At 52.1% G+C, this 20,801-nt stretch carries 24 protein-coding genes; 1 reads left to right on the forward strand and 23 read right to left on the reverse strand.

What is annotated here, in order from left to right; all coding sequences use genetic code 11:
- Positions 1-119 precede the first annotated feature (119 nt).
- From argR to nusB, 8 genes are all read right to left on the reverse strand, one after another.
- Positions 120-572, reverse strand: coding sequence for an arginine repressor (argR, locus tag ACI3EW_RS12825; RefSeq protein WP_021905435.1), 453 nt, complete (start codon positions 570-572; stop codon positions 120-122).
- A gap of 107 nt (positions 573-679) precedes the next feature.
- On the reverse strand, positions 680-1,528 hold the full coding sequence (locus tag ACI3EW_RS12830) for an NAD(+)/NADH kinase (protein WP_118530516.1): 849 nt from the start codon (positions 1,526-1,528) through the stop codon (positions 680-682).
- A 10-nt stretch (positions 1,529-1,538) separates the two neighbouring features.
- Positions 1,539-2,348 (reverse strand): TlyA family RNA methyltransferase, encoded by an 810-nt coding sequence (locus ACI3EW_RS12835; protein WP_118530514.1) that lies wholly within the window; start codon positions 2,346-2,348, stop codon positions 1,539-1,541.
- Positions 2,349-2,391: 43 nt separating this feature from the next.
- A complete protein-coding gene (gene dxs, locus ACI3EW_RS12840; RefSeq protein WP_405581736.1) occupies positions 2,392-4,260 on the reverse strand; it encodes a 1-deoxy-D-xylulose-5-phosphate synthase in 1,869 nt (622 codons plus the stop codon).
- A 34-nt stretch (positions 4,261-4,294) separates the two neighbouring features.
- Complete coding sequence (locus tag ACI3EW_RS12845) at positions 4,295-5,188, reverse strand: polyprenyl synthetase family protein (RefSeq protein ID WP_118298727.1); 894 nt, start codon at positions 5,186-5,188, stop codon at positions 4,295-4,297.
- Positions 5,172-5,405, reverse strand: coding sequence for an exodeoxyribonuclease VII small subunit (gene xseB, locus ACI3EW_RS12850; protein ID WP_118298728.1), 234 nt, complete (start codon positions 5,403-5,405; stop codon positions 5,172-5,174). Before xseB ends, ACI3EW_RS12845 begins: the two co-directional genes overlap by 17 nt.
- A 9-nt stretch (positions 5,406-5,414) precedes the next feature.
- Positions 5,415-6,716, reverse strand: a complete 1,302-nt coding sequence (gene xseA, locus ACI3EW_RS12855) for an exodeoxyribonuclease VII large subunit (RefSeq protein ID WP_215703242.1) — start codon at positions 6,714-6,716, stop codon at positions 5,415-5,417.
- A 3-nt stretch (positions 6,717-6,719) separates the two neighbouring features.
- Positions 6,720-7,175: a transcription antitermination factor NusB gene (gene nusB / locus ACI3EW_RS12860; protein WP_021905440.1), complete on the reverse strand. Its 456-nt coding sequence runs from the start codon at positions 7,173-7,175 to the stop codon at positions 6,720-6,722.
- Positions 7,176-7,470: 295 nt separating this feature from the next.
- Here nusB and ACI3EW_RS12865 point away from each other — a divergent pair, with 295 nt between their 5' ends.
- Positions 7,471-8,313: a hypothetical protein gene (locus ACI3EW_RS12865; RefSeq protein WP_405581730.1), complete on the forward strand. Its 843-nt coding sequence runs from the start codon at positions 7,471-7,473 to the stop codon at positions 8,311-8,313.
- Positions 8,314-8,376: 63 nt separating this feature from the next.
- Here ACI3EW_RS12865 and ACI3EW_RS12870 read toward each other — a convergent pair whose 3' ends face one another.
- From ACI3EW_RS12870 to ACI3EW_RS12940, 15 genes are all read right to left on the reverse strand, one after another.
- Positions 8,377-8,760 (reverse strand): Asp23/Gls24 family envelope stress response protein, encoded by a 384-nt coding sequence (locus ACI3EW_RS12870; protein ID WP_142412262.1) that lies wholly within the window; start codon positions 8,758-8,760, stop codon positions 8,377-8,379.
- 93 nt (positions 8,761-8,853) lie between these two features.
- Positions 8,854-9,582, reverse strand: a complete 729-nt coding sequence (locus ACI3EW_RS12875; RefSeq protein WP_215703239.1) for a SpoIIIAH-like family protein — start codon at positions 9,580-9,582, stop codon at positions 8,854-8,856.
- A 161-nt stretch (positions 9,583-9,743) separates the two neighbouring features.
- The gene (locus ACI3EW_RS12880; RefSeq protein ID WP_405581726.1) at positions 9,744-10,373 is read right to left on the reverse strand and encodes a stage III sporulation protein AG; all 630 of its coding nucleotides are present in this window, start codon (positions 10,371-10,373) and stop codon (positions 9,744-9,746) included.
- Positions 10,327-10,839, reverse strand: a complete 513-nt coding sequence (locus ACI3EW_RS12885; RefSeq protein ID WP_182426769.1) for a stage III sporulation protein AF — start codon at positions 10,837-10,839, stop codon at positions 10,327-10,329. The genes ACI3EW_RS12880 and ACI3EW_RS12885 overlap by 47 nt, the downstream gene beginning before the upstream one ends.
- A gap of 112 nt (positions 10,840-10,951) precedes the next feature.
- Positions 10,952-12,163, reverse strand: a complete 1,212-nt coding sequence (locus ACI3EW_RS12890; protein WP_405581723.1) for a stage III sporulation protein AE — start codon at positions 12,161-12,163, stop codon at positions 10,952-10,954.
- Entirely contained in the window at positions 12,160-12,546 is a 387-nt protein-coding gene (locus ACI3EW_RS12895) for a SpoIIIAC/SpoIIIAD family protein (RefSeq protein ID WP_142412267.1), read from the reverse strand. The genes ACI3EW_RS12890 and ACI3EW_RS12895 overlap by 4 nt, the downstream gene beginning before the upstream one ends.
- 12 nt (positions 12,547-12,558) lie before the next feature.
- The gene (gene spoIIIAC / locus ACI3EW_RS12900; protein ID WP_118298737.1) at positions 12,559-12,753 is read right to left on the reverse strand and encodes a stage III sporulation protein AC; all 195 of its coding nucleotides are present in this window, start codon (positions 12,751-12,753) and stop codon (positions 12,559-12,561) included.
- A gap of 12 nt (positions 12,754-12,765) precedes the next feature.
- Complete coding sequence (locus ACI3EW_RS12905) at positions 12,766-13,302, reverse strand: stage III sporulation protein AB (RefSeq protein ID WP_142412268.1); 537 nt, start codon at positions 13,300-13,302, stop codon at positions 12,766-12,768.
- A complete protein-coding gene (spoIIIAA, locus tag ACI3EW_RS12910; RefSeq protein ID WP_252197485.1) occupies positions 13,299-14,348 on the reverse strand; it encodes a stage III sporulation protein AA in 1,050 nt (349 codons plus the stop codon). Before spoIIIAA ends, ACI3EW_RS12905 begins: the two co-directional genes overlap by 4 nt.
- Before the next feature lie 235 nt (positions 14,349-14,583).
- Positions 14,584-15,876 (reverse strand): homoserine dehydrogenase, encoded by a 1,293-nt coding sequence (locus ACI3EW_RS12915; protein ID WP_405581716.1) that lies wholly within the window; start codon positions 15,874-15,876, stop codon positions 14,584-14,586.
- 436 nt (positions 15,877-16,312) lie between these two features.
- Positions 16,313-17,560, reverse strand: a complete 1,248-nt coding sequence (locus ACI3EW_RS12920) for a DUF4272 domain-containing protein (RefSeq protein ID WP_485663071.1) — start codon at positions 17,558-17,560, stop codon at positions 16,313-16,315.
- Positions 17,561-17,656: 96 nt separating this feature from the next.
- A complete protein-coding gene (gene rlmH / locus ACI3EW_RS12925; protein ID WP_118298741.1) occupies positions 17,657-18,136 on the reverse strand; it encodes a 23S rRNA (pseudouridine(1915)-N(3))-methyltransferase RlmH in 480 nt (159 codons plus the stop codon).
- Positions 18,133-18,636: a GNAT family N-acetyltransferase gene (locus ACI3EW_RS12930; protein ID WP_329752075.1), complete on the reverse strand. Its 504-nt coding sequence runs from the start codon at positions 18,634-18,636 to the stop codon at positions 18,133-18,135. The genes rlmH and ACI3EW_RS12930 overlap by 4 nt, the downstream gene beginning before the upstream one ends.
- Before the next feature lie 366 nt (positions 18,637-19,002).
- A complete protein-coding gene (locus ACI3EW_RS12935) occupies positions 19,003-19,701 on the reverse strand; it encodes a response regulator transcription factor (RefSeq protein ID WP_118298743.1) in 699 nt (232 codons plus the stop codon).
- Positions 19,702-19,846: 145 nt separating this feature from the next.
- Positions 19,847-20,638, reverse strand: coding sequence for a helix-hairpin-helix domain-containing protein (locus ACI3EW_RS12940; RefSeq protein WP_405581170.1), 792 nt, complete (start codon positions 20,636-20,638; stop codon positions 19,847-19,849).
- Positions 20,639-20,801 lie beyond the last annotated feature (163 nt).

Raw genomic sequence — 20,801 nt, forward strand, 5'->3', positions numbered from 1 at the left:
GTTCAGTAAACAGTTACGCGCAAAAATCCATTCCAAATCGGCTGTGCCGATAGGATTTTTGCCTTCTATTCTAAGTTTTCTTACGGTCAGCGCAGTAAATGCGCAGACCTACTGAACAGTTACTTTCCTTCAATGATCTTCTTCAGCTTATCCATCAGAATGATCGTGTCATCCACGGTCCGCACCGCGCACATGATCGTATTGTCTCCGGCCACACAGCCGACGATCTCATGAAAACCGATCACATCCAGTGCCTCAGCGACTGCCATCGCCATACCGGAAACCGTCTTGATCACAAGAATATTCTGTGCCATGTCCATGGACACATAGCAGTCCCTGAAAATACGGATATATTTCTCGCCAAAATCTTTCTGATGCTGCATGACTGCATAGCACTGGCGGCCATTTTTTCCAGGAGCTTTCGTGAGCTTCAGTTCACGGATATCTCTCGATACTGTCGCCTGTGTCACATGATATCCGGCCTTTTTCAGATACTCCGCAAGCTCCTCCTGCGTCTCGATCTGATATTTTCCGATCAGCTCCACGATCTTACTGTGTCTGTCAACCTTCATGTCTGCTGCCCCTTTCTGATCTCGTCCTGTATCAGTGTCCATTTCACTTCTTTTGAAGTGATCCGCACACCGCCCTGCGTGTCCTGCAGCGCTATTCCGCTGTAAATTCACGCGTCGTACATCTTCATCTTTAAAATATCAAGGAATGACCGGTGATCAAGCTTCACAACTCTTGTCACTGTCTCTGCCTTTGTGATCTCAATATAATCCCCGTTTTCCAGGCGAACCAGCGTGTCACCGTCAAACGCCGCCACCTGGCTGCCGCGGTTCGTCGCCGGGATCTCGATCCGGATCCGGCTTCCGGCACCGAAAACGATCGTTCTCGATGTCAGCGTGTGCGGGCAGATCGGCGTCAGGATCATGAGCTGTCCGTCCGGCTGTGCGATCGGCCCGCCCGCCGACAGATTGTAGGCTGTCGATCCCGTAGGTGTCGCAACGATCATGCCATCGGCGCTGAATTCGTTTAAAAACTGTCCGTCCACGTACAGCTTTAATTTCAGAACGCGCGGATCCCCGTCCCTTGTCAGGACGATATCATTTAACGCGATACTATCCTTCACAGGTCTTCCGTCCCGGTAAACGCAGCCCTTTAACATCATGCGCTCCTGGATCTGGTAAGAATCCTCCAAAAGCGCATCCAGAAGCTCCTTCACATCGCCTTCCCGCCCGATCTGAGTGAGATACCCGAGACCGCCGAGGTTGATCCCGATCATCGGAAGATCACGCCCTGCGAGATCCCGCGCCGCCTGGATCAGGGTTCCGTCGCCGCCGAGTGTGATGACACATTCCGTATCTCCCGGAACATCCTCAGGATCCGTATAGGGATTTCCATGTCCGGAAGCACTTTTTCCGGCGGAGACTTTTGCGCCGCGGGTCGTCAGATACTCCTCGACCGCTGTCTGCATGTTCTTCGTATTTTCTTTGTCAGGATTCGCAACGATGTAAAATTTCTTCATATATTCTGTCCTATTTATCCAGTGTCTCGTGTGCCTTGTCGACGATCCCGGAAGCTCCGATCGCGTCGTTTGTGAAGGTGCTGCCATCAGTACAGTTTCTTAAATGAAGCAGGTACTCGATGTTTCCTTCCGGTCCTTTGATCGGTGAAAATTCCAGATGCAGCGCCTCAAAACCGATGCTTCCGGCAAATGATGCTACCATCTCGATGACCTCGAGATGGACTGATTTTTCACGGACAACCCCCTTCTTTCCAACCTTCTCACGTCCGGCCTCAAACTGCGGCTTGATCAGGCAGACAACCTCACCATCCGGCTCCATGAGCGCCTTCACAGGTCCCAGAACTTTCGTCAGGGAGATAAAGGATACATCAATGGATACAAACTGGATCCGGTCCGGGATCTCCTCCGGAGTCACATAGCGGATATTCGTCTTTTCCATGCAGACCACGCGCTCATCGTTTCGGAGTTTCCATGCGAGCTGTCCATGTCCAACATCGACGGAGTAAACCTTCACCGCTCCGTTCTGGAGCATACAGTCCGTAAATCCGCCGGTGGACGCACCGACATCCATACAGATCTTTCCGGCCAGTGTCACACCAAAGTGCGTCATCGCCTTCTCTAATTTCAGACCTCCGCGGCTCACATATTTTAAAGTCGTTCCGCGCACCTCCACGTTCGCAGTCTCATCGAACATGGAACCCGCCTTGTCTTCTTTCTGTCCATCTACATAGACGATGCCGGACATGATGACCGCCTTCGCCTTCTCCCTGGACTCCGCCAGGTTTCTCTTTACCAGAAGAACATCCAAACGTTCCTTCATGGGCTTTTTCTCCTTCCCGGGATCTTCGCCTCCCAGACTGTCTTTATTTCCAGGAATCCAGTTCCTTCTCGATCCGCTTCAGGACCGAATCGCTGTCGATCCCCAGCATTTCCCGAAGGACGGACACATTTCCGTGTTCCACATATGCATCCGGAAGTGCGATCTGGATCACCCGGATCTCCGGATAAAATTCATGAATATACTTTGTGACATACATGCCCATGCCGCCGCGGAGCACATTTTCCTCCATCGTGACGATGAGCTTATGATCTTTGCACAGATGATCGATCATATCGGTGTCGAGTGGCTTCACAAACCGCGCATTTACCAGGGTACATGCATGTCCTTTTGCCTTCAGTTTTTCCCGGACATGCTCTCCGGTGCTCACCATGCTTCCGAGAGCAAAAAGAGCAATGTCACACTCCTCATAGAGCATCTCCGCCTTTCCGTACTCGATCGGCGCCCGGAACTCCTCCAGTCCGCGGTACGCCTGACCTCTCGGATAGCGGATCGCGAGCGGTGCGTTGAACTTCACGCCGAACTCCAGCATGTCCTGAAGCTCCCAGAGATTCTTCGGCGCCATGATGTTCATCCCCGGAACAAGACTCAGAAACGAGATATCAAAGATTCCCTGGTGGGTCTCCCCGTCGCTTCCCACAAGACCGGCCCGGTCGATCGCGAATAAGACCGGAAGGTTCTGGATACAGACGTCATGGAGCACCTGATCATAACCGCGCTGTAAAAACGAGGAATACACAGCGACAACCGGTTTCAGCCCGGCCGACGCCATACCAGCCGCGGACGTCACCTCATGTGCCTCCGCGATCCCCACGTCAAAGAACCGCTTCGGGAATTCCTTCGAAAACTTCGTGAGTCCCGTTCCGTCAGGCATTGCCGCCGTCAGCGCAACGAGCTTCTCGTTCTTCTTCGCAAGTTCACAGATCTTCTCAGAAAAGATATCGGTATAACTCGGGAATTCTTTTTTCTTAAGCGGCTTTCCGGTCTTGATATCGAACGGCTCCACACCGTGGAATCTCGCCGGATTTTCCTCCGCCGGCTTGTAACCTTTTCCCTTTTTCGTGATCACATGGACCAGGACTGCATGCTGGACCCGCTTTGCTTCCTTAAACACGCGGATCATCGCTTTCACATCATGTCCGTCAACAGGTCCAAGGTAGGTGATCCCCATATCCTCAAACAGCATTCCCGGGACGAGAAACTGCTTGATCCCGTTCTTTAACTGGTAAAGCCCATATGCCATCGGCTTTCCGATCACCGGGATCGAGGAAAGTCCCCGTTCCACCTTGAGTTTCAGCTCCGCATAACCTTCCTTCGTGCGGACACTGCTCAGATACCGTGACATACCGCCGACGTTCTTAGAGATCGACATCTCGTTGTCGTTCAGCACGATGATAAAGTTCTTTTTGATCTGGGCAGCATTATTTAATGCCTCGTAGGCCATTCCGCCGGTCAGCGCGCCGTCTCCGATCACAGAGATCACCGAATATTCTTCGCCCGTGATCTCCCGTGCCTGGGCGATCCCAAGCCCTGCGGAAATCGAAGTGGAACTGTGTCCCGTGTCGAACGCATCGTACGGGCTCTCTTTTCGCTTCGGGAACCCGCTCATCCCGCCGAACTGGCGCAGATCGTCGAATCCGGCCTTTCTTCCGCTTAAAAGCTTGTGCGTGTAAGCCTGATGTCCCACATCCCAGACGATCTTGTCCTTCGGCAGATCGAACGCCAGATGCAGCGCCATCGTAAGCTCCACAACGCCAAGGTTTGAGGCGAGATGACCTCCGGTCTTACTTATCTTTTCGATCAGGAACTGGCGGATCTCCCGCGCAAGCTCCGGATACTGGTCTTCTTTCAGTTTTTTGATGTCCGAAGACTGTTTTATATGATCAAGCAGCATGTTTCCAGACTACTCCCTTACATATTTTTCTTCCTTAGTTTTTCCTGTTTACGAGCATTTCAATAATGTCATACAGAAATTCATTCTTTCCCGGCAGACCGGCAAGTCTTCCCGCTGCCCGGTCGGAAATCTCTTTGACATCCTGTTTTGCCTTCTCAAGACCTTCCAGCGTCACATATGTGGTCTTCTGATTCTTCTCATCGCTTAAAACAGGCTTTCCAAGCTCTTCCTGGGTGCTCGTCACATCGAGGATGTCATCCTGGATCTGGAATGCAAGTCCAACCTCGGACGCCATTGTCTCGACTTCCCGGATCTCCTCATCGGATGCACCGGCAAGGACTGCGCCGATCATCATGGAGGCCTCTAAAAGAGCTCCTGTCTTTAAGCGGTAGATAAAATCAAGTTTCTCCCTCGGGACCGCCTTTCCGGTCAGCTCCACATCTACGGTCTGTCCACCGATCATACCGTAGATCCCGGTCTTCTCCGCAAGGATCCCGATCGCACGTCCGACCTTCGCAGGGTCCGCTCCCATCGTGAATGCCTTTGAAGCCACCTCAAACGCGTAGATCATCAGTGCATCGCCCGCGAGGACCGCCATATCATATCCGTACGCTTTCCAGGTCGTCAGCTTTCCGCGGCGGTACTCGTCATTGTCCATACACGGAAGATCATCGTGGATCAGTGAGGACGTGTGGATCATCTCCATCGCCGCCATGAACGGCCCGATCTCCGGTCCGTTCCCGCCGAATAAACGGTATACTTCCCGCATCAGCAGCGGTCTCAAACGCTTTCCGCCCGCCTTCACGCTGTAATTCATCGCCTCAAAGATCGTCTTCTGGTGCCCGGTCTCCTCCGGAAGATAAGAATATACGACTGCCTCGGTCTCTGCGACCGCCTGTCTGAACTTTTCCTTAAAACTGTCCGTCATCTTTCGTTCCCTCCGCCTGATCTCCGCTCAAAACAAGGATCCTCTTCTCGATCATTTCGATCTTTTCATTGCAGCTCTTTACGAGCTTCATACCTTCTTCATAGTCCGCAAAAGCTTCTTCCAGGGATCCGTCTCCCTTTTCCAGCCTTCCGATGATCTTATCGATCGCCGCAAACGTCTCCTCTACATTCATCTTTTTTCTTGTCTCGTCATCCATAGTCTTTCCTCACTGCGACAGTTTTTCCTGTCCTGATGTCCTGATGTCATAGTTTTCCACGTTGTTCACGGTCGCTCCGATCCGTCCGTCTTTCACACGGACTGTGATCCGGCTTCCAGGTACTGCCTGTTCCACGGTCTCCAGACGCTTTCCGTCTCCGTCCGTGATAAATCCAAAACCATCGCTGATCTTCTTTAACGGGGAAAGTCCCCAGAGTCTGGCACTCTTCACCGCAAGATTTCTCTTGTCCGCGGCAAGTCGGTCCTTCATCTCTCTCTGAAGCAGCGTCTCAGCATTCTGAAGATCTCTTCTTGCCTCCTGCTGCCTCTGCGCGATCAGCCGGAGCAATGTATCCTCCGCATCTGCCAACCGCTTTTTCTTCTCATTTAACTGGCTCTTCGGATCATAAAACCGAAGCGTCAGCATATCCTGCCTCAGCCTGCTCTTCGTCCGGTCCAGACATGTCGCCATCTCCTTCATCAGACGCTGCTTTCTCGCGTTCAGATCCATCTGGAACTGGAAATAGTCAAACACCGCAAGCTCAGCCGCCGCCGATGGTGTCGGCGCCCGAAGATCCGCCGCATAGTCCGCGATCGTCACATCCGTCTCGTGACCGACCGCCGAGATCACAGGCGTATTGCACGCAAAGATCGCTCTCGCGACCTCCTCCTCGTTAAACGCCCACAGATCCTCGATCGAACCGCCGCCGCGCCCGACGATCAGGACGTCCAGTCCCATCGCATCGAGCGTCCGGATCCCCTTCACGATACTGTCCTTCGCCCCGTCTCCCTGAACCAGAGCCGGGTATAAGATCAGCTGGACATACGGATTTCTCCGGTGCGCGATGTTCATGATATCACGGATCGCCGCCCCCGTCGGAGCCGTCACGATCCCGACCGTCTTCGCAAACCGTGGGATCGGCCGCTTATACTGCGGGTCGAACATTCCCATCTCTTCCAGCTCTTTTAAGAGTTTTTCAAATCTCAGATACAGGTCCCCGCGCCCGGAAAGTTCGATTTCTGACGCGTAGAGCTGGTATTTTCCGTCGCGCTCGTAGACATCCACGGTTCCTTTTACGACAACCTGCTGTCCCTCGGCTAACTTGAAGTTGAGACCGCGTCGCTGGCTTGCGAACATGACAGCCTGAAGTGTTCCGCCTCCGTCTTTCAGCGTGAAATAGATATGTCCGGAACTGTGATACTTACAGTTGGAAACTTCCCCCTTCACCGACAGGCGGCGAAGAAGGAAGTCCTGTGCAAACATATTTTTGATGTATGAATTTACCTGTGTAACAGAGTAAACACCTGCCATCGTTTAATTGCCTTTCTGGATCAGTTTTGCAAGGATACCGTTTACAAATGCCGGGGCTTCATCTCCGCCGAATTTCTTTGCGAGTTCAACCGCTTCGTTGATGGCAACCTTCTCCGGGATCTCCTCATCATATTTCATCTCGAACACTGCAAGACGTAAAATCGTGAGCTCAACTTTACCCATACGTCTTGTTCTCCAGCCTTCCGCGATCTCGTTGATCTTCTCATCGATCTCCGGGATCAGCTCCATGATCTTCTCGACGCGTTTTTCGAGGTATGCGCGATCCTCTTCTTTCTCAAACGGATCATGAAGGATCTCATCTTTTCCGTCTTCGCCGGTCACGTCCTCCTTCGGCGCTTCAAAATATCTCTCTAACTGCTCTTCCTTCTCCTCTGCCGGGTAAAAATCCTGGCAGAACAGCATTTTAAAACAATGTTCTCTGGCTTCCCTTCTGGTCACTTTTCTACCTCCGTTTATCTGAACGGACCGACGGTCTTTTCCGACAGTCCGTGCTGCTCTGATTGTCATTCTCTCTGAACTGCTCTTTTTGCCGCCATGTATCCCGAAAAACTGCCTTTTGCAGCTTCTGCAGATGTGAGCGCAGAACAGAGTACTCCTAATTTAGGATTATACATGAAAATGTATACTTTCACAAGTCCTTATGTGAGAGATGTTTTTTTTATCCTTATAATATGGTATACTCTTTCTGATCCCTTCAGAATTCCAAATTCCCCTCAGAAAGGAAAATAATACAATGGACAAAGTAAAATGTATGCCGTTCATCATCCTGTGCATGCTATTATCAGGATGCGGCGCTGAGAAAAACACGATTTCAACAGATACTCCCACAGAAACAGCGATACAAACTTCTGAAATCGAATTAAAAACAGAGACGAAAGACAGTTCTAAAAATGCTACAGAAACAACGGCAGAAAGCAGCTCTGAATCTGAGACAAAATACATTACCATCGACTTGTCCACAGTCAAGGAGACACATCCCACCAGTGATGCCGCCGCTTCTTTTGATTTAAAAATCGTATCCGAAGAAGAAAACGGTATCGATTTTGCAAACGAATGGTACGACAGTAAAGAATTATCCCTCCCCATGATCGGCACCGACTGGAACAACTTTTATGATGACAACTACCAGTACCTCTGGTCCGGCGAAGAACTTTATATTTTTGAGAACGGTACCGGAAACTGCCTGTATGTCTTAACCTATCCCACCGACAAATGGTACATCAACGGAAATAACGCCTGTCTAAGGGACGGAATCTTCTATGGAGCCAGCGTGACAAACGGCTATGCCCAGCCGGATACCTGTTTCATGTTCGCCTATGATCTGGAAGATAATAAACTCCTCTGGCGAAGCGCTGACCAGACTTATAACTCCATGAACTTTATCTTAAAAGACAATGTCATCCTCTGCGGATACGGCTTCACCTCCGAGGACGACTACCTCTATCAGCTTGATCTTCACACCGGCGAAATCCTCTCCCGCCTGAAACTAAAAAAACAGCCTGATCTCCTCGTGTATCAAGATCATATGCTTTACGTCCATACCTACAGCTATAACTACACCATCGAAATAGAATAAGTTTGCCAAAAAGGGCAGGATCCCCAGTCTTCTGGGGATTCTGCCCTCACGCAGTCATAATCTTTACTTTTCCTCCATGCTGACCCCGGCAATCTTAATATTTACATCAAGCACCGTAAGCCCCGTCATGTTCTCGATCGCACTCTTAACCTTCTCCTGCACCTTCTCGCAGACATCCGGAATACTATATCCATACTTCAGGTTCAGCGCCATATTCACACTCACATGTTCCTCTGTCACTTCTACCTTCACGCCCTTGGAAAGATTCTTCATTCCAAGCTTTCCAACCAGCTCATTTGTGATATTTCCAGCCATGGAATCCACACCCTCGACCTCAGTTGCTGCCAGGCCGGCAATAATTGCCACGACTTCATCCGCAATCCGGACCTCTCCGATTTTGTCCTTCTCATAAACCTTATGACTGCTTCTCTCTGTTTCCGCTGCCACAATAATTACCTCCTGTATATCAAAGATACTGTTATTATACCATTTTCTCCCCCTGTTGCATAGCTCTTTTTCTCATCCTCTGCCATGTTCCCATCACTCCTCCGCATCCAGCAGCGTGATCACGATCCCGTCCGCCCCGATCTCCGTCTTTCTCTTCACGATATCCTCGATCTGCGCCCGCTCCTGGTCCGTGAGCGATGCCGCGTTCACAACAACGTCCGCCTTCCCGTCCGTAATGCTGACCACCGGGTCCACAAAGCCCTTCGCCTTGAGAAGCGTCTCCGCCGCATTCTCCTTCTCCGAAACCTCCGTCAGACCGATCAGGTTCTGGATCGCCGTCTGCTTCTCCTCCTCCGAGATCTGGTCACTGTTGATGATCTGCATCAACGTCTCCTTGTTCTTCGCCCGGATCTGCTCCCTTCCAAGCTGAACCCCCGCTATGTACTCAGAGATCCCCGTTCCGCCTGTGAGCACCGCCTCGCCCGGATTCTCGATCCCCGCTGCCGCGGTCTCCTCCCCTGCAGCCTCAGATCCAGAAACCTCCGCACTCTCCGGCACCGCAGCCACCTCATTTCCATCCGGAAGCTTCTCTTCGCCGTCTCCGTCCAGACTTGCGATCTCCGTGAGACTTCCATCATCCACTCCGCTCTTCGCCTGATTCTCCGCCAGAATGTCCGAATCGGAAATGTCCATCATCCCCGCCTCGTACACCTCTGCCCCCGCCACTTCCTTCTTCGACGAGTAATTCAGGTATCCCGCCGCCGCAATCATGACTGCCAGTGTCGTGATAATGATCTGATTCCTTCTGAAGATCCGTTTCATCGCAAAACTCCTTCTTTCCCATACTTTCATACTTCCATTCTATGATTCCACGCCTAAAATATGCAGTCCCGGCAGAATACCTATCTATTTTCCCGGCACCATACACTCATTCCGGACATCCGAAAGTTCCACAGCAGGATCCCGCCCCGGAGAATTTCTTCTCAGGATTCCCCTGCCGCCCGCTTCATCACCTTGATCTTGTTTGCCGGAAGCCCGAGGAGCGCCTCCATGGCCTCCGTGATCTCCGCCCGGATCACCGCGCTTCCTCCCCCGTCCGCGCTGATGATGATCCCTGAGAGTTCCGGCTTCACCTCCTTTTCCATCACCGGCGACTGGCTCTTCCCGTCAAGCACCGTGCTCTCCGACTGATCTTCCTCCCGTATGATCCTGGAACTCCCGGAATCCGCCCCGCTCTCCTCCGTCACCGAGGAGGTGCTGCTCTTATCCACATGCCAGACTCTCTCCTCCGAGGATTTTAAGACTACCATCACATCCGCCTCCCCGACGCCGTCCACACTCCTTAAAAGTTCCCGGATCCGCCGCTCCAGCTCCGCCTCGTAGGAAACACTCTCCGCCTTTGCTGCCGTCTCCGAACCGGCGCTGGGATCCGCCGCACTCTCATCCCCCACATCGGCCAGGACCTCCGCCGCACGATTATTCCACCCGGGATCCGTCTTTCCGCTGTCCAGAAGCGAGATCACAAACAAAAGCAGTCCGGAACAGAATAAAAAGAGCACTTTCTCCTTATTTCCTTTTAACATCGACCTCAATGTCCTGTTCTTCCACTCCATAATACGCTCCTATCTTTCTTCTCACCGAGGCGATCCCCGCTCCGGTCTGATCCTGCCTGCCCCTGACCACCAGCTTCACATAGCTGATATTCCCGGCTTCCGCCACATCGACCGAAACGCTCTCACATTCCAGCCCGTCATGCTCCGCCATCGACCGGATATCCGCCTCCGCCGCAGCTCGGTATCGCCCATAAAATTCCCTGATCCGGCGCTCATCTGCCGCCCCCAGCTCTTCCTTCAGCGTCCGGACATCATTCTCAAATGTGATCTTTTCAAAGATCCCCGCCATCGCCGTCTCCATCCCCGTGATCCGTAATACCGGTCCAAACGCCAGAAGGATCATGACCGCGCCAGCAAACAGCCGCAGATATTTCTCATATTTCGGATCCGGCAGAAGGTTCATGACCATCGTCACAAAGATCATGTAAAATACGATGTCACGCACCCAGTTTTCCACTGCTTTCATGCCGTTCACCTCACTTTTCCACCGCTGCTCACACCACTTCCAAAACATCCGTCTGATTTTTCAGACTTCCATACCCGCTCCGCATCTTCAAAACTGCACATTCTCATTTTGTTCATCCAGCATAATACACCGCGTTCGTCGAATAGCTGATCACCGCGATCGTCACGACGAACAGCGCCAGCGAGTACCCCACGATCTTCAGCAGCATCCCATGTCCGGCGGCATTCTGCGTTATACATGCCGTCAGCCGTTTGTCGCACACGGGCTGCATCACGGCTGCCGCCAGATAGTAAAGCACCATAAGGACTGTAAGCTTCACCATCGGAACTGCTGCCAGAAAAAGCAGGACTGCCACTGCCGCTGCTCCGGCTGTATTCTTGATCAGGACCGCCGATCCCAGAAGAAGATCAGAAACCACTCCGGCCCCTGCGCCGACCCCGGGGACTGCCTCGACCGCCCGCATGACCGCCGCGTTTTTCATGGCATCCGCCTGTGGAAGTACCAGCCCCTGGATCAGATGAAATCCCACAACGATCCCGAACATGGTCTTCACCGTCCACCCCACAACCTTTCCCAGAAGCTCCGTCATCACCGAGAACATCTCCTCCCGGAACAGATTTCCGACCAGGGAAATCACCATGTAAAGTTTCATGACCGGCAGAAGGAATCCGGAGACTACCGTCTGGATCACTCCGATGGCTCCGATCGTAAACCCGCAGACCGAGGCGGATGTCACCGCCCCGCCCGCCATCGTCACTGCAAGAAAGTAGGCCGGGAGCATCACTTTCATGAATCCCAGGATCTCCCCCGTCGTCTCCTCCGCGATCCGGATGCTGGAAAAAAAGCCAGCCGCCAGAAAAGTCTGCACACAGATGCAGATCACATAAAATCCCGTCTCCGACAGCTGGCCGGAGCCAAAGATCCCAAAGAAACCGGAGCAGGCCGCCCCGCACAGGGACAGGATCAGGATCTCCGCGAGAAATGATGCGTTTGTCCTGATTTCCGAAAATAACGCGGAGGCGATCCGGTCTCTTCCATACAAAAAGATTTTCTCCATGTCCCCTGCCTGGATCATGTTCATCAGTTCCCCAAATGTCATTCCCGCCGTTTTCTGTTCCCCGATCCGGTCCAGATAATTCTCGATCTCTGAAAGATCAAGAGCCGTACTCCCCGCATCCTGTGTCCATACTTCCTGCCCGGGATCCCCCGGCTCCGCCGCAAATGCGGGAATTGTCCTAAAAAAGTTCCCCGCAAAAAGCCCCATGATCATGAGCATGAACCGGATCAGCACCGCAGATCCCCTACGTTTTCCCGATCTTTTCATTCCATAAACACCTTCAATGACTCCACGAGTGACAGAACAACCGGTGCGCTCACCGCCAGGATCGCGAGTTTTCCCACCATCTCCACCTGTGTCCCCACCGCCGAATATCCCGCATCCTTACAGATCCCAGACGTGAACTCCGCGATGTAAGCGATCCCCGCCATCCGGAGAAGTGTTGTCAAATACACATGCCGGATCCGGATCCCGTTTCCGATCTCCCGCAAAGTCTCGAGAAGGACTCCGAGCTTTGCAAGTCCCAGAAATCCGATCCCGATGGATGCCGCCAGAACGAGATAGACCGCGTACTCCGGCTTCAACGGCTTCAGCTGAGCCGCAAACAGGATCGCCGTAAGCCCCAAAAGCGCCGCCTGTACCACAGACATAGTCATTCCCCCTCACAGTGAAAACAGGTTTTTGATCGTCTCAAACAATTCATAGATATACGGTACGATCCAGAACAGGACCAGAATCAGACCCGCGAGACTCGTGAGAAATGCCTGGTCCTCCCGCCCGCTGTGCTTTAAAACCTGGCACATCACCGAAACCAGGATCCCCACCGCCGCGATCTTAAAGATCAGATTTACCCCCATGTTTCCCCTCCTTTACGCAAAGAGCACCAGAATGAAAAGTCCCGCTGCCATTCCAAGCGACCGGTAAAGCTTCGTCCGGCTCTCCGTCTCCTTTTTCAGGAAAGCAAGCGAGTCATCCGCCTGTTCCAGATAGAAAAGGATCGTCCGCTCCTGGGTCGTTTTGTCCGCATATCCGAGATTTTCCCCCAGCGACCGGAGTGCCTGAAGATCCTCGTTTCTCATCGGCAGATCCTCCGGAAGTCTGTCCAGCTCCTCTTTCCATATCTCAGAAAATGATTTTCCGCGTTCTTCCTCCATCCGTTTTTCCACTCTCAGGAAAAAAAGCCCTGCTTCCGCTTCCATCCCGCTTTTCTCGTCCGCAAATCGTGTTCCGACTTCCTTCAGAGCCTCCGGAAGCGTCTCATTCGAGTAGAGGATCCGGCTCTTCAGATAGACCATCATCTGACGGAAGAGCAGCAAGATCTTCACCCGCGCTTCCCACTCCCCCGCCATCAGAAAACCGCCCGCCACCACCGCTGCCGCCATGCATAAAAGTCCCACATATTTCATATCTTTTCATTCTCCCATTTTCCGGTCATCCTCAGCTGAGATCGGTAACTGAATGCTGCCGCTGCATACCTGTCTTCACAGGTGCTTTTCTCTCTGCATTGACATACAGATTCATCATAGATCTCCGCCACAGTTCCAGGTGTCGGTACCCCAGTGAGGACCACATATCGGGAAAATATCTTTTCGCCCACGATGTCTCTCCACGCCGGACGTTTCATGATGTCCTCCATGTCCGCTCCATGGACCGTGGCGAGGATCCGGCACCCGCATTTCATCGCGTATTTCATCGCCCGGATCTCCTCCTCCCCGCCCGCTTCGTCGACCGCCAGTACCTGCGGTGCCATGGAGCGCAGCATCATGAGCATGCCCACGGCTTTCGGACAGCCGTCCATCACATCCGTCCGGGGACCGAGGTCACACTGCGGGACCCCGCCAAAACAGGCTGCGATCTCCGAACGCTCGTCCACCACGGACACGTTTTTCCCGGATCCCCATGATCCCCCGCTGGAAAGTTCCCGGATCAGATCACGCAAAAGGGTAGTCTTTCCGGCTCCCGGCGGGGAGATCACCAGCGTATCAAGAAACTCTTCCCCTGACAGAAGATGCGGCAGCACGGATTTCGCGCATCCTTTTATCTCGTGGGCGATGCGGATGTTTAAGGATGAGATATCCCGGACTGTTTTTACATGTCCGGACTCCACCACTGCTTTTCCCGTGATCCCGATCCGATGTCCGCCGCGGATCGTGAGAAATCCCTGGCTGATCTCCCGCTCGTAGGCATAGAGGGAATGTCTTGCAAAGATTTCCATGAGAGCTCGGATCAGCTCGGAATCCGCCATGCTCCCATTCTCGATTCCTGAATTTTCTTTCTCATCTTCTATCCGCAGTAATTCTGGATTTCCTCTTTTTTCATCAAAATTCAGGATTTTTTCCCCCTCCGAATCCAGAACGAACACCGGCTTTCCAATCCGTATCCTGATTTCCCGTATTGGTTCTTTCTCCGTGATCACCTGCTCCAGAAATCTCTGGACCATTTCAGCCTTCAATCCGCCATCCTCCCTTCCATTCTGTGATACATCATATGAGACAAGTCCGGAAATATGACTTGGTCGATCTTGTTCTGAAAGTCCGCAATTTGGGGAAGGAAATTGCGTTTTGCTCTAAAAGTCCGCAGTTTTGGGGAGAAAATTACTGTCTTCTGATAAAAAAAGCAGATCTACCGGTCAGAAGTATTTCCAACCAGGCAGATCTGCCTTTTTACAATTAACATCCTGTTCTTTCTTAATCTCCGTATACACGAATGATCCCGGAAACCTCCCGCAATACAGACATTCCTTTCACGATCATCAGCGCATCGTTGAAATGTCTCTCCAGCACGGAATCCGTGATCACAACGAGCTCCGCAACTCCGTCTCTCGCACGTTTCTGTACGACCTGGGCGATGCTTACATCGTTGTTTCCGAGAACTCCCGCGATATTCGCCAGAGCGCCCGGCTTGTTCGCAACCTGAAGGCGGAGGAAATATCTCGATCTCGTCTCCTCGATCGGTTTTACCGGATAATTCTTATATGCAACGCCGCCGTTCCATCCACAGTTGTCATGGACGATATTTCTCATGACAATGATGATATCACCCATGACAGCGCTGGCCGTCGGCATCTTTCCTGCACCGCGTCCCATGAACATCGCGTCATCGCAGGCCTCACCATGGACAAACACTGCGTTGAACGAATCGCGGACTGTCGCGAGCGGATGCTGCTCCGGGATCAGCATCGGGTGAACCTTGACCTCGATCTCATTGTTCACCAGCTTTGTGACACCGAGAAGTTTGATCACATAGCCGAATTCCTTTGCATAGCGGATGTCATCGGAGGTGATCTTTGTGATCCCTTCCATGTAGACATCTTTGAATGTCACCTTGGAGTTGAATGCCAGGGAGGACATGATCGCGATCTTTCGGCCCGCATCGTAACCTTCCACATCAGCCGTCGGATCCGCCTCCGCGTAGCCAAGTTCCGTCGCCTTCGCGAGCGCTTCCTGATAATCCATTCCCTCTTCCGACATTTTCGTCAGAATGTAGTTCGTGGTCCCGTTGACGATTCCCATGATCTCCGTCAGCATACTTCCTGCAAGACTCTGCTTTAACGGCCGGATGATCGGGATCGCACCGGCAACGGCAGCCTCAAACTGGATATCGCATCCATTATTTTCCGCAAGTGTCAGGATCTCCTGTCCGTACTCCGCGAGCACATCCTTGTTTGCCGTGACAACCTGTTTTCCTATCTCAAGCGCCTCCACGATATAAGTTCTCGCCGGCTCCACGCCGCCCATCAGTTCGATGACCAGCTGGATTTCATCATCTTCCAGGATTTCCTTCCAGTTGTCCGTCAGGACCTCCTTCGGGATTCCCGGGCGCTCTTTTTTTGTGTTCCTCACCAGGACCTTCTTGATCTCCAGATTAGCTCCCGTTTTCTGAAACATCTCATCCTTTAACATCTCAGAGAGCGCATACACTCCGCTTCCAACCGTTCCGGCACCGAGGAGCGCCGCTTTGATCACCTTTTTCTCTCCCATGGTATTTTTCTCCTTTATCCCGGTCTTCCTTTCCCTGACCAGCGATCAGAAAAGTCTCCGGTTTTCTTTCCACATCTTTCTCCGGTCCGGATACAGGATCCGGTATCGACAGCGTTTCTGTTTCGCTTCTGCTTCATGACCGTGCAGCGTGGACATTTGTCTTTATCGCAGTGCCGTAATTATACTACAACGTGCTAAAAAAAGCAAGAAAAAAAGCGCATCACAGTTTCCTGCCCTGCAATGCACTCGCTTTGTTACTTTTCACGGGTAGGAATTTTCTGAACTGAAAATTCCGTATGATACAGTTTTGGTCGCGGATTTTGCCGATTCGAAATGCGGAGCATCGGCAAAATCCTGTTACAGTGCGCGGGCATGGAGAGCCCGTGTACTGTAACCTCGCTTCGTTACTTTTCACGCCCACAGTTCGCTCTCTTTATCATGTATCCACCGGCACATGATCCCAGTCCGCCTTTTCCCCGACCCCCACGAGCCAGTTCAAAGCTTTATGGCGCTCAAAGACCACGCCGCCGTCCATCCCTGCCGGCGTCGGAAGATCCCGCATCCGCGTATCGGTGCAGGCCCAGTCCAGGCAGAAGATCATGTCACAGGCATCGAGAAGCTCCTTCGGAGATCTCGGTTTTGCCGCATCCAGGATCTCCCGCATTGAATGGAACGATGTCAGGATCCGCGCAGCTTCCGCCACGTCACAGAAATGATCCGGGAAATCAAGCGGTCCCTCGATCAGCCCCAGCGCCCACTCCATCACATGCAGATTTTCGTACTGCCAGGAGTAAGAGATCTTCTCCGATTCCTTCGGCTCCTCATCATGCAGATATTTCCATTCTTTCGGCGAGAAAAAGTCCTCCGCACCGAACTCACGGATCCTTTTTCCAATAAATTCAAGCGCCTCTTTCTGGTCCATCTTCGCAGCAAGCATCGCTTCGGAGAATGCCGCCACGAGAAGAAGTGCTACCGCACGGGCCGCGATCTCATAAGGTGTCCGGCAGTCCGCCTCCGCCTCTGTTTCCAGAAGTGGATAAAATACCGGAACATACACTCCATGAGCCTCAAATTCCCTGCGGTTTCCCTCTCTCCTGTTCAACTGCTCTGCCTCGATATCATTTCCCGGGACATATCCAACCGACTTGTAGGGCAGAAACCGTTCCATCTCACTGTTTCCGTTTCCATCCAGGATCAGCTTCTCCATCCCGGATGTGTCCAGACAGTAAAATCCTCTCTTTTCACCCCGAAACGCCATGACAGCCCGAAGAGTAGAAAGAACGCCGAACAGCGTCTGCTCCATATTTCTCTTTGCAGACTCCTCTTCCTCTGTCAGGAATTCGGACTCCTCCCCCTCAAATGTATAATCCACCGAAACGATGCTCTCGGTTCCCTCCAACTGATAAAGAAGATTCGTCTTCACATCCACCGCGGCAGTCTCAACTCTGGAAAAATGCCCACGCGACCGGTCTGACCAGCCACGGACAAGCTCCTGTTCTTCGCCGCCCGCACTCTCACAATATACCCGGATCGTCACGTCCAGATCCCCGTTATGAAGTTTCAGGTCCGCATCATGAACACTGCCCGGAACGTCAAATGCGTCCCGCAGGCATTTCATGATCTGCTCCGGTGAAGGTTCCTTACAGAAAAGAAGGATCTTCCCTGCGTTCTGTTCCTCTGTCACTCGTTTTTGCCTCCTTGTTTCAATCCGCAATCACTGCTGTCTCATGCGGAATTTTCGGTTCGGAATATCCTCCCCGTGAAAAGTAACAAATACACGCTATTTATGGTAAGGTTCTCCCTGAATGATCCGGTAACTCCGGTAGATCTGCTCCAGAAGAATGACCCGCATGAGCTGGTGCGGGAATGTCATCTTTGAAAAGCTCAGCTTGTAATCGGCCCGTACCAGGACCTGGTTTGAAAGACCCAACGATCCGCCGATGATAAACACGATCTGACTGATCCCGGACACACCCCATTTTTCTATTTTTGCCGCAAGCTCCTCAGAATCCAGCATATTTCCATTGATCGCGAGAGCAACGACAAAACTTCCGTCCTTGATATTGGAAAGGATCCGTTCGCCTTCTTTTTCTTTGATCTGCGTCTCCACTGCCTCGCTGGCACCGTCCGGCGTCTTCTCATCCGCAACCTGGATGATCTCCAGCTTGCAGTACCGGCTCAAGCGTTTGGAATATTCCGCAATCGCATCCTGGAAGAATTTTTCCTTGATCTTTCCGACCGTGATCAGTGTGATCTTCATGATTCCTGCGCTCCGAATTCCAGGATCATGTCATACCAGACTGCCCCGCCGTGGACAGACTCGGACACGCCCATATTTTTATATCCGAATTTCGCATAATAGTGGATCAGGCGGTCCTTGCATGTGAGGATCAGACCTTTTCTTCCCTTATTTTTCGCATCCCCGATCATGTGGTTCATGAGATCTGCCGCGATCCCCTGACGCTGGTAATCCGGGAGCACGTCCAGACCGAAGATGGACTGGTATGCTCCATCCGTCTTGTGGCAGGCGGAATTTTCGTACATCTCGTCACAGATCGTTTTAGAATCCGTGGCACAGCCGTTGATGAAGCCGATGATCTTTCCCTCTGATTCCGCAACGAAAAAGCATTCCGGGAATGCCACAATACGGGCTTTAAAAGATTCTCCGGTCGCTGCCTCCGCGGCAGGAAAGCAGATCGCCTCCACCTCGGTGACTGCCGCAAGGTCCGACGGACGGACCGGGCGAATTGTGTATGTCATAGATGTTTTTCTCCTTTTTGATACAACTTAAATTTGTTGGCTGGGCCGCATAATTTTCGTGCAAGCACAACGCTTTCTTGCTGCTTACTCCGCAGTGGGAGCCCTGAATCGGGGCAAGCCCCGACTCAGGGCTCGCGGGCATTCGCCCTATAGGTCCAGCTCGTATAATTTTTGCTTTTGTGCAAGCACAACGCTTTCTTGCTGCTTACTCCGCAGTGGGAGCCCTGAATCGGGGCAAGCCCCGACTCAGGGCTCGCGGGCATTCGCCCTATAGGTCCAGCTCGTATAATTTTTGCTTTTGTGCAAGCACAACGCAAAAATTATACGAGCTGTCCCTGCACTGCTCATTGCTATGCACGGACATCGCTATGCGCGAAAGAAGTACCCCACGCCCCACTTGGTGTGGACGTATTTGGGGTCGCTCGGGCTTGGTTCGATCTTTTCGCGGAGTCTTCTCACATGTACGTCCACGGTGCGAACATCTCCGTTTACCATGGCCTTATTGCCCCATACGTACTCTAACAGCGTCTCACGGCTGTAGACCTTGTTCGGATTCGTGACAAGAAGTTCCAGAAGATCGAATTCCTTCGCAGTCAGGTTGATCTCCTTGTCCTTGATGAAGACTCTGCGGCTCTCTCTGTCGAGCTTTAAGTCGCCTTCTGTCACCACACTCGATTCCTGGCGTTTCGCGCCGCCGTTCTTCTTATTATTTCTCCGGATGATCGCCTTGATCCGCGCTTTTACCTCAAGAATATTGAACGGTTTCGTGATATAATCATCCGCTCCGTACTCCAGACCCAGGATCTTATCCATATCGTCTCCCTTTGCCGTCAGCATGATGATCGGCATCTCGGAAAATTCCCGGATCGTCTGGCAGACCTCAAATCCATCGTGTCCCGGAAGCATGACGTCCAGAAGTACCACATCGTACTCCCGCTCTTTTGCCCTCTCGATCGCCTCATCGCCGTCGTAGGCGCAGTCCACCTCATATCCATCCTGTTCCAGACTGAAGCGGATTCCCTTCACGATCAGTTTTTCATCATCAACTACCAGAACTCTTGCCATCTTACTCCTCCATGTTATGCTGTGATCGATAACAGCTCTCATCAATCCCTGTAACCGGATCTGCCATTTTTCCCTTCCCAATGCAGGATCCGCAAACCTGTTTTTCTGATCTGCTGTCTCTCTTTATGATGTTTTTTCAGTTATACTATACTGTAATACTGTCTTTGATCTTCTGGAATCCAGCTTCCTTGATCCCGGAGATCTTCATGATATCTTCGATCTTCTTAAATCCCCCGCTCTTTTCGCGGTAGCGGATGATATCCTCCGCCTTCGACTCCCCGATGCCCTTTAAGGTCATCAGTTCCTCTTTCGTCGCTGTATTCAGGTTGACAAGTGAAGAAGATCCCGACATCTGATCCTGCCCGGAATTTTTACCTGCTGACGTACCGCCTGCCGGAAGCGATGCAGCTTCTTCCTTATTATAGATCGTGATCTGCATCCCGTCACTGACCTTCGACGCGAGGTTGATGCTCTCACGCGCCGCATTCTCCGTAAATCCGCCTGCGGCATCCACCGCCTCGTAGATCCGGCTGTCCTCGGAAAGCTCATACACGCCGGGATTTGCAACCTCTCCGCAGATATACACATAGATCCCTGCTGCCTTCGAGTTATCCACTTCCACCTGCGTTTCTGAAGGACTTTTCCCCGTCCCGGTTTCATTTCCGGCTTCCCGGGATTCCCCGACGCCGCTCTCACTTTCAGTCTGCGGATTTTTTTCTCCGTCAGGGATTGATGAATCCGTGCTCAACTTCGTATTTTTCTCAGCATCGCGTTTCCCTTCGGATCCCATAAGTTCCTGCATTGACCCGCTCATGACGACCGCCCCGGAATCATCCAGCTCCCGAATCCCGTTCTCCTTTTTAGACATGCCAAACACAAGTCCGGCTGCGATCAGGAAAGCCGCAGCCGCCAGAATTTTCTTCTTATTATCTTTCATATGTTTCCCTCCTGAATCTTCAGGGGGGATCGTTCTGCCTGATTCTATTTTACCGAATCATAAAGGCAAAAGCAAGAGGGTTTTCTTCTGTCATTTTCCTTCATTGCATTTCAAGACATTTTATGCTATATTTGGCGAAAGATCTACAATATTTACTTTCTAA

It is taken from the genome of Pilosibacter rotomagensis (assembly GCF_045062245.2).
In the GTDB taxonomy this organism is placed as follows: domain Bacteria; phylum Bacillota; class Clostridia; order Lachnospirales; family Lachnospiraceae; genus Pilosibacter.

Excerpts from the sequence above, each read along its gene's own strand:
- ACI3EW_RS12890 (WP_405581723.1), bottom strand. The coding sequence starts at position 12,163 with ATGAAAAGATCGGGAAAACGTAGGGGATCTGCGGTGCTGATCCGGTTC.
- spoIIIAC (WP_118298737.1), bottom strand. The coding sequence starts at position 12,753 with ATGGGGGTAAATCTGATCTTTAAGATCGCGGCGGTGGGGATCCTGGTT.
- ACI3EW_RS12930 (WP_329752075.1), bottom strand. The coding sequence starts at position 18,636 with ATGACATACACAATTCGCCCGGTCCGTCCGTCGGACCTTGCGGCAGTC.
- argR (WP_021905435.1), bottom strand. The coding sequence starts at position 572 with ATGAAGGTTGACAGACACAGTAAGATCGTGGAGCTGATCGGAAAATAT.
- xseA (WP_215703242.1), bottom strand. The coding sequence starts at position 6,716 with ATGGCAGGTGTTTACTCTGTTACACAGGTAAATTCATACATCAAAAAT.
- ACI3EW_RS12875 (WP_215703239.1), bottom strand. The coding sequence starts at position 9,582 with ATGAAACGGATCTTCAGAAGGAATCAGATCATTATCACGACACTGGCA.
- ACI3EW_RS12940 (WP_405581170.1), bottom strand. The coding sequence starts at position 20,638 with ATGAAAGATAATAAGAAGAAAATTCTGGCGGCTGCGGCTTTCCTGATC.
- rlmH (WP_118298741.1), bottom strand. The coding sequence starts at position 18,136 with ATGAAGATCACACTGATCACGGTCGGAAAGATCAAGGAAAAATTCTTC.
- xseB (WP_118298728.1), bottom strand. The coding sequence starts at position 5,405 with ATGGATGACGAGACAAGAAAAAAGATGAATGTAGAGGAGACGTTTGCG.
- dxs (WP_405581736.1), bottom strand. The coding sequence starts at position 4,260 with ATGCTGCTTGATCATATAAAACAGTCTTCGGACATCAAAAAACTGAAA.
- ACI3EW_RS12845 (WP_118298727.1), bottom strand. The coding sequence starts at position 5,188 with ATGACGGACAGTTTTAAGGAAAAGTTCAGACAGGCGGTCGCAGAGACC.
- ACI3EW_RS12935 (WP_118298743.1), bottom strand. The coding sequence starts at position 19,701 with ATGGCAAGAGTTCTGGTAGTTGATGATGAAAAACTGATCGTGAAGGGA.
- ACI3EW_RS12895 (WP_142412267.1), bottom strand. The coding sequence starts at position 12,546 with ATGTCTGTGGTACAGGCGGCGCTTTTGGGGCTTACGGCGATCCTGTTT.
- ACI3EW_RS12865 (WP_405581730.1), top strand. The coding sequence starts at position 7,471 with ATGGACAAAGTAAAATGTATGCCGTTCATCATCCTGTGCATGCTATTA.
- ACI3EW_RS12835 (WP_118530514.1), bottom strand. The coding sequence starts at position 2,348 with ATGAAGGAACGTTTGGATGTTCTTCTGGTAAAGAGAAACCTGGCGGAG.
- ACI3EW_RS12830 (WP_118530516.1), bottom strand. The coding sequence starts at position 1,528 with ATGAAGAAATTTTACATCGTTGCGAATCCTGACAAAGAAAATACGAAG.
- ACI3EW_RS12915 (WP_405581716.1), bottom strand. The coding sequence starts at position 15,876 with ATGGGAGAGAAAAAGGTGATCAAAGCGGCGCTCCTCGGTGCCGGAACG.
- ACI3EW_RS12885 (WP_182426769.1), bottom strand. The coding sequence starts at position 10,839 with ATGAAAGCAGTGGAAAACTGGGTGCGTGACATCGTATTTTACATGATC.
- ACI3EW_RS12905 (WP_142412268.1), bottom strand. The coding sequence starts at position 13,302 with ATGAAATATGTGGGACTTTTATGCATGGCGGCAGCGGTGGTGGCGGGC.
- ACI3EW_RS12880 (WP_405581726.1), bottom strand. The coding sequence starts at position 10,373 with ATGGAGTGGAAGAACAGGACATTGAGGTCGATGTTAAAAGGAAATAAG.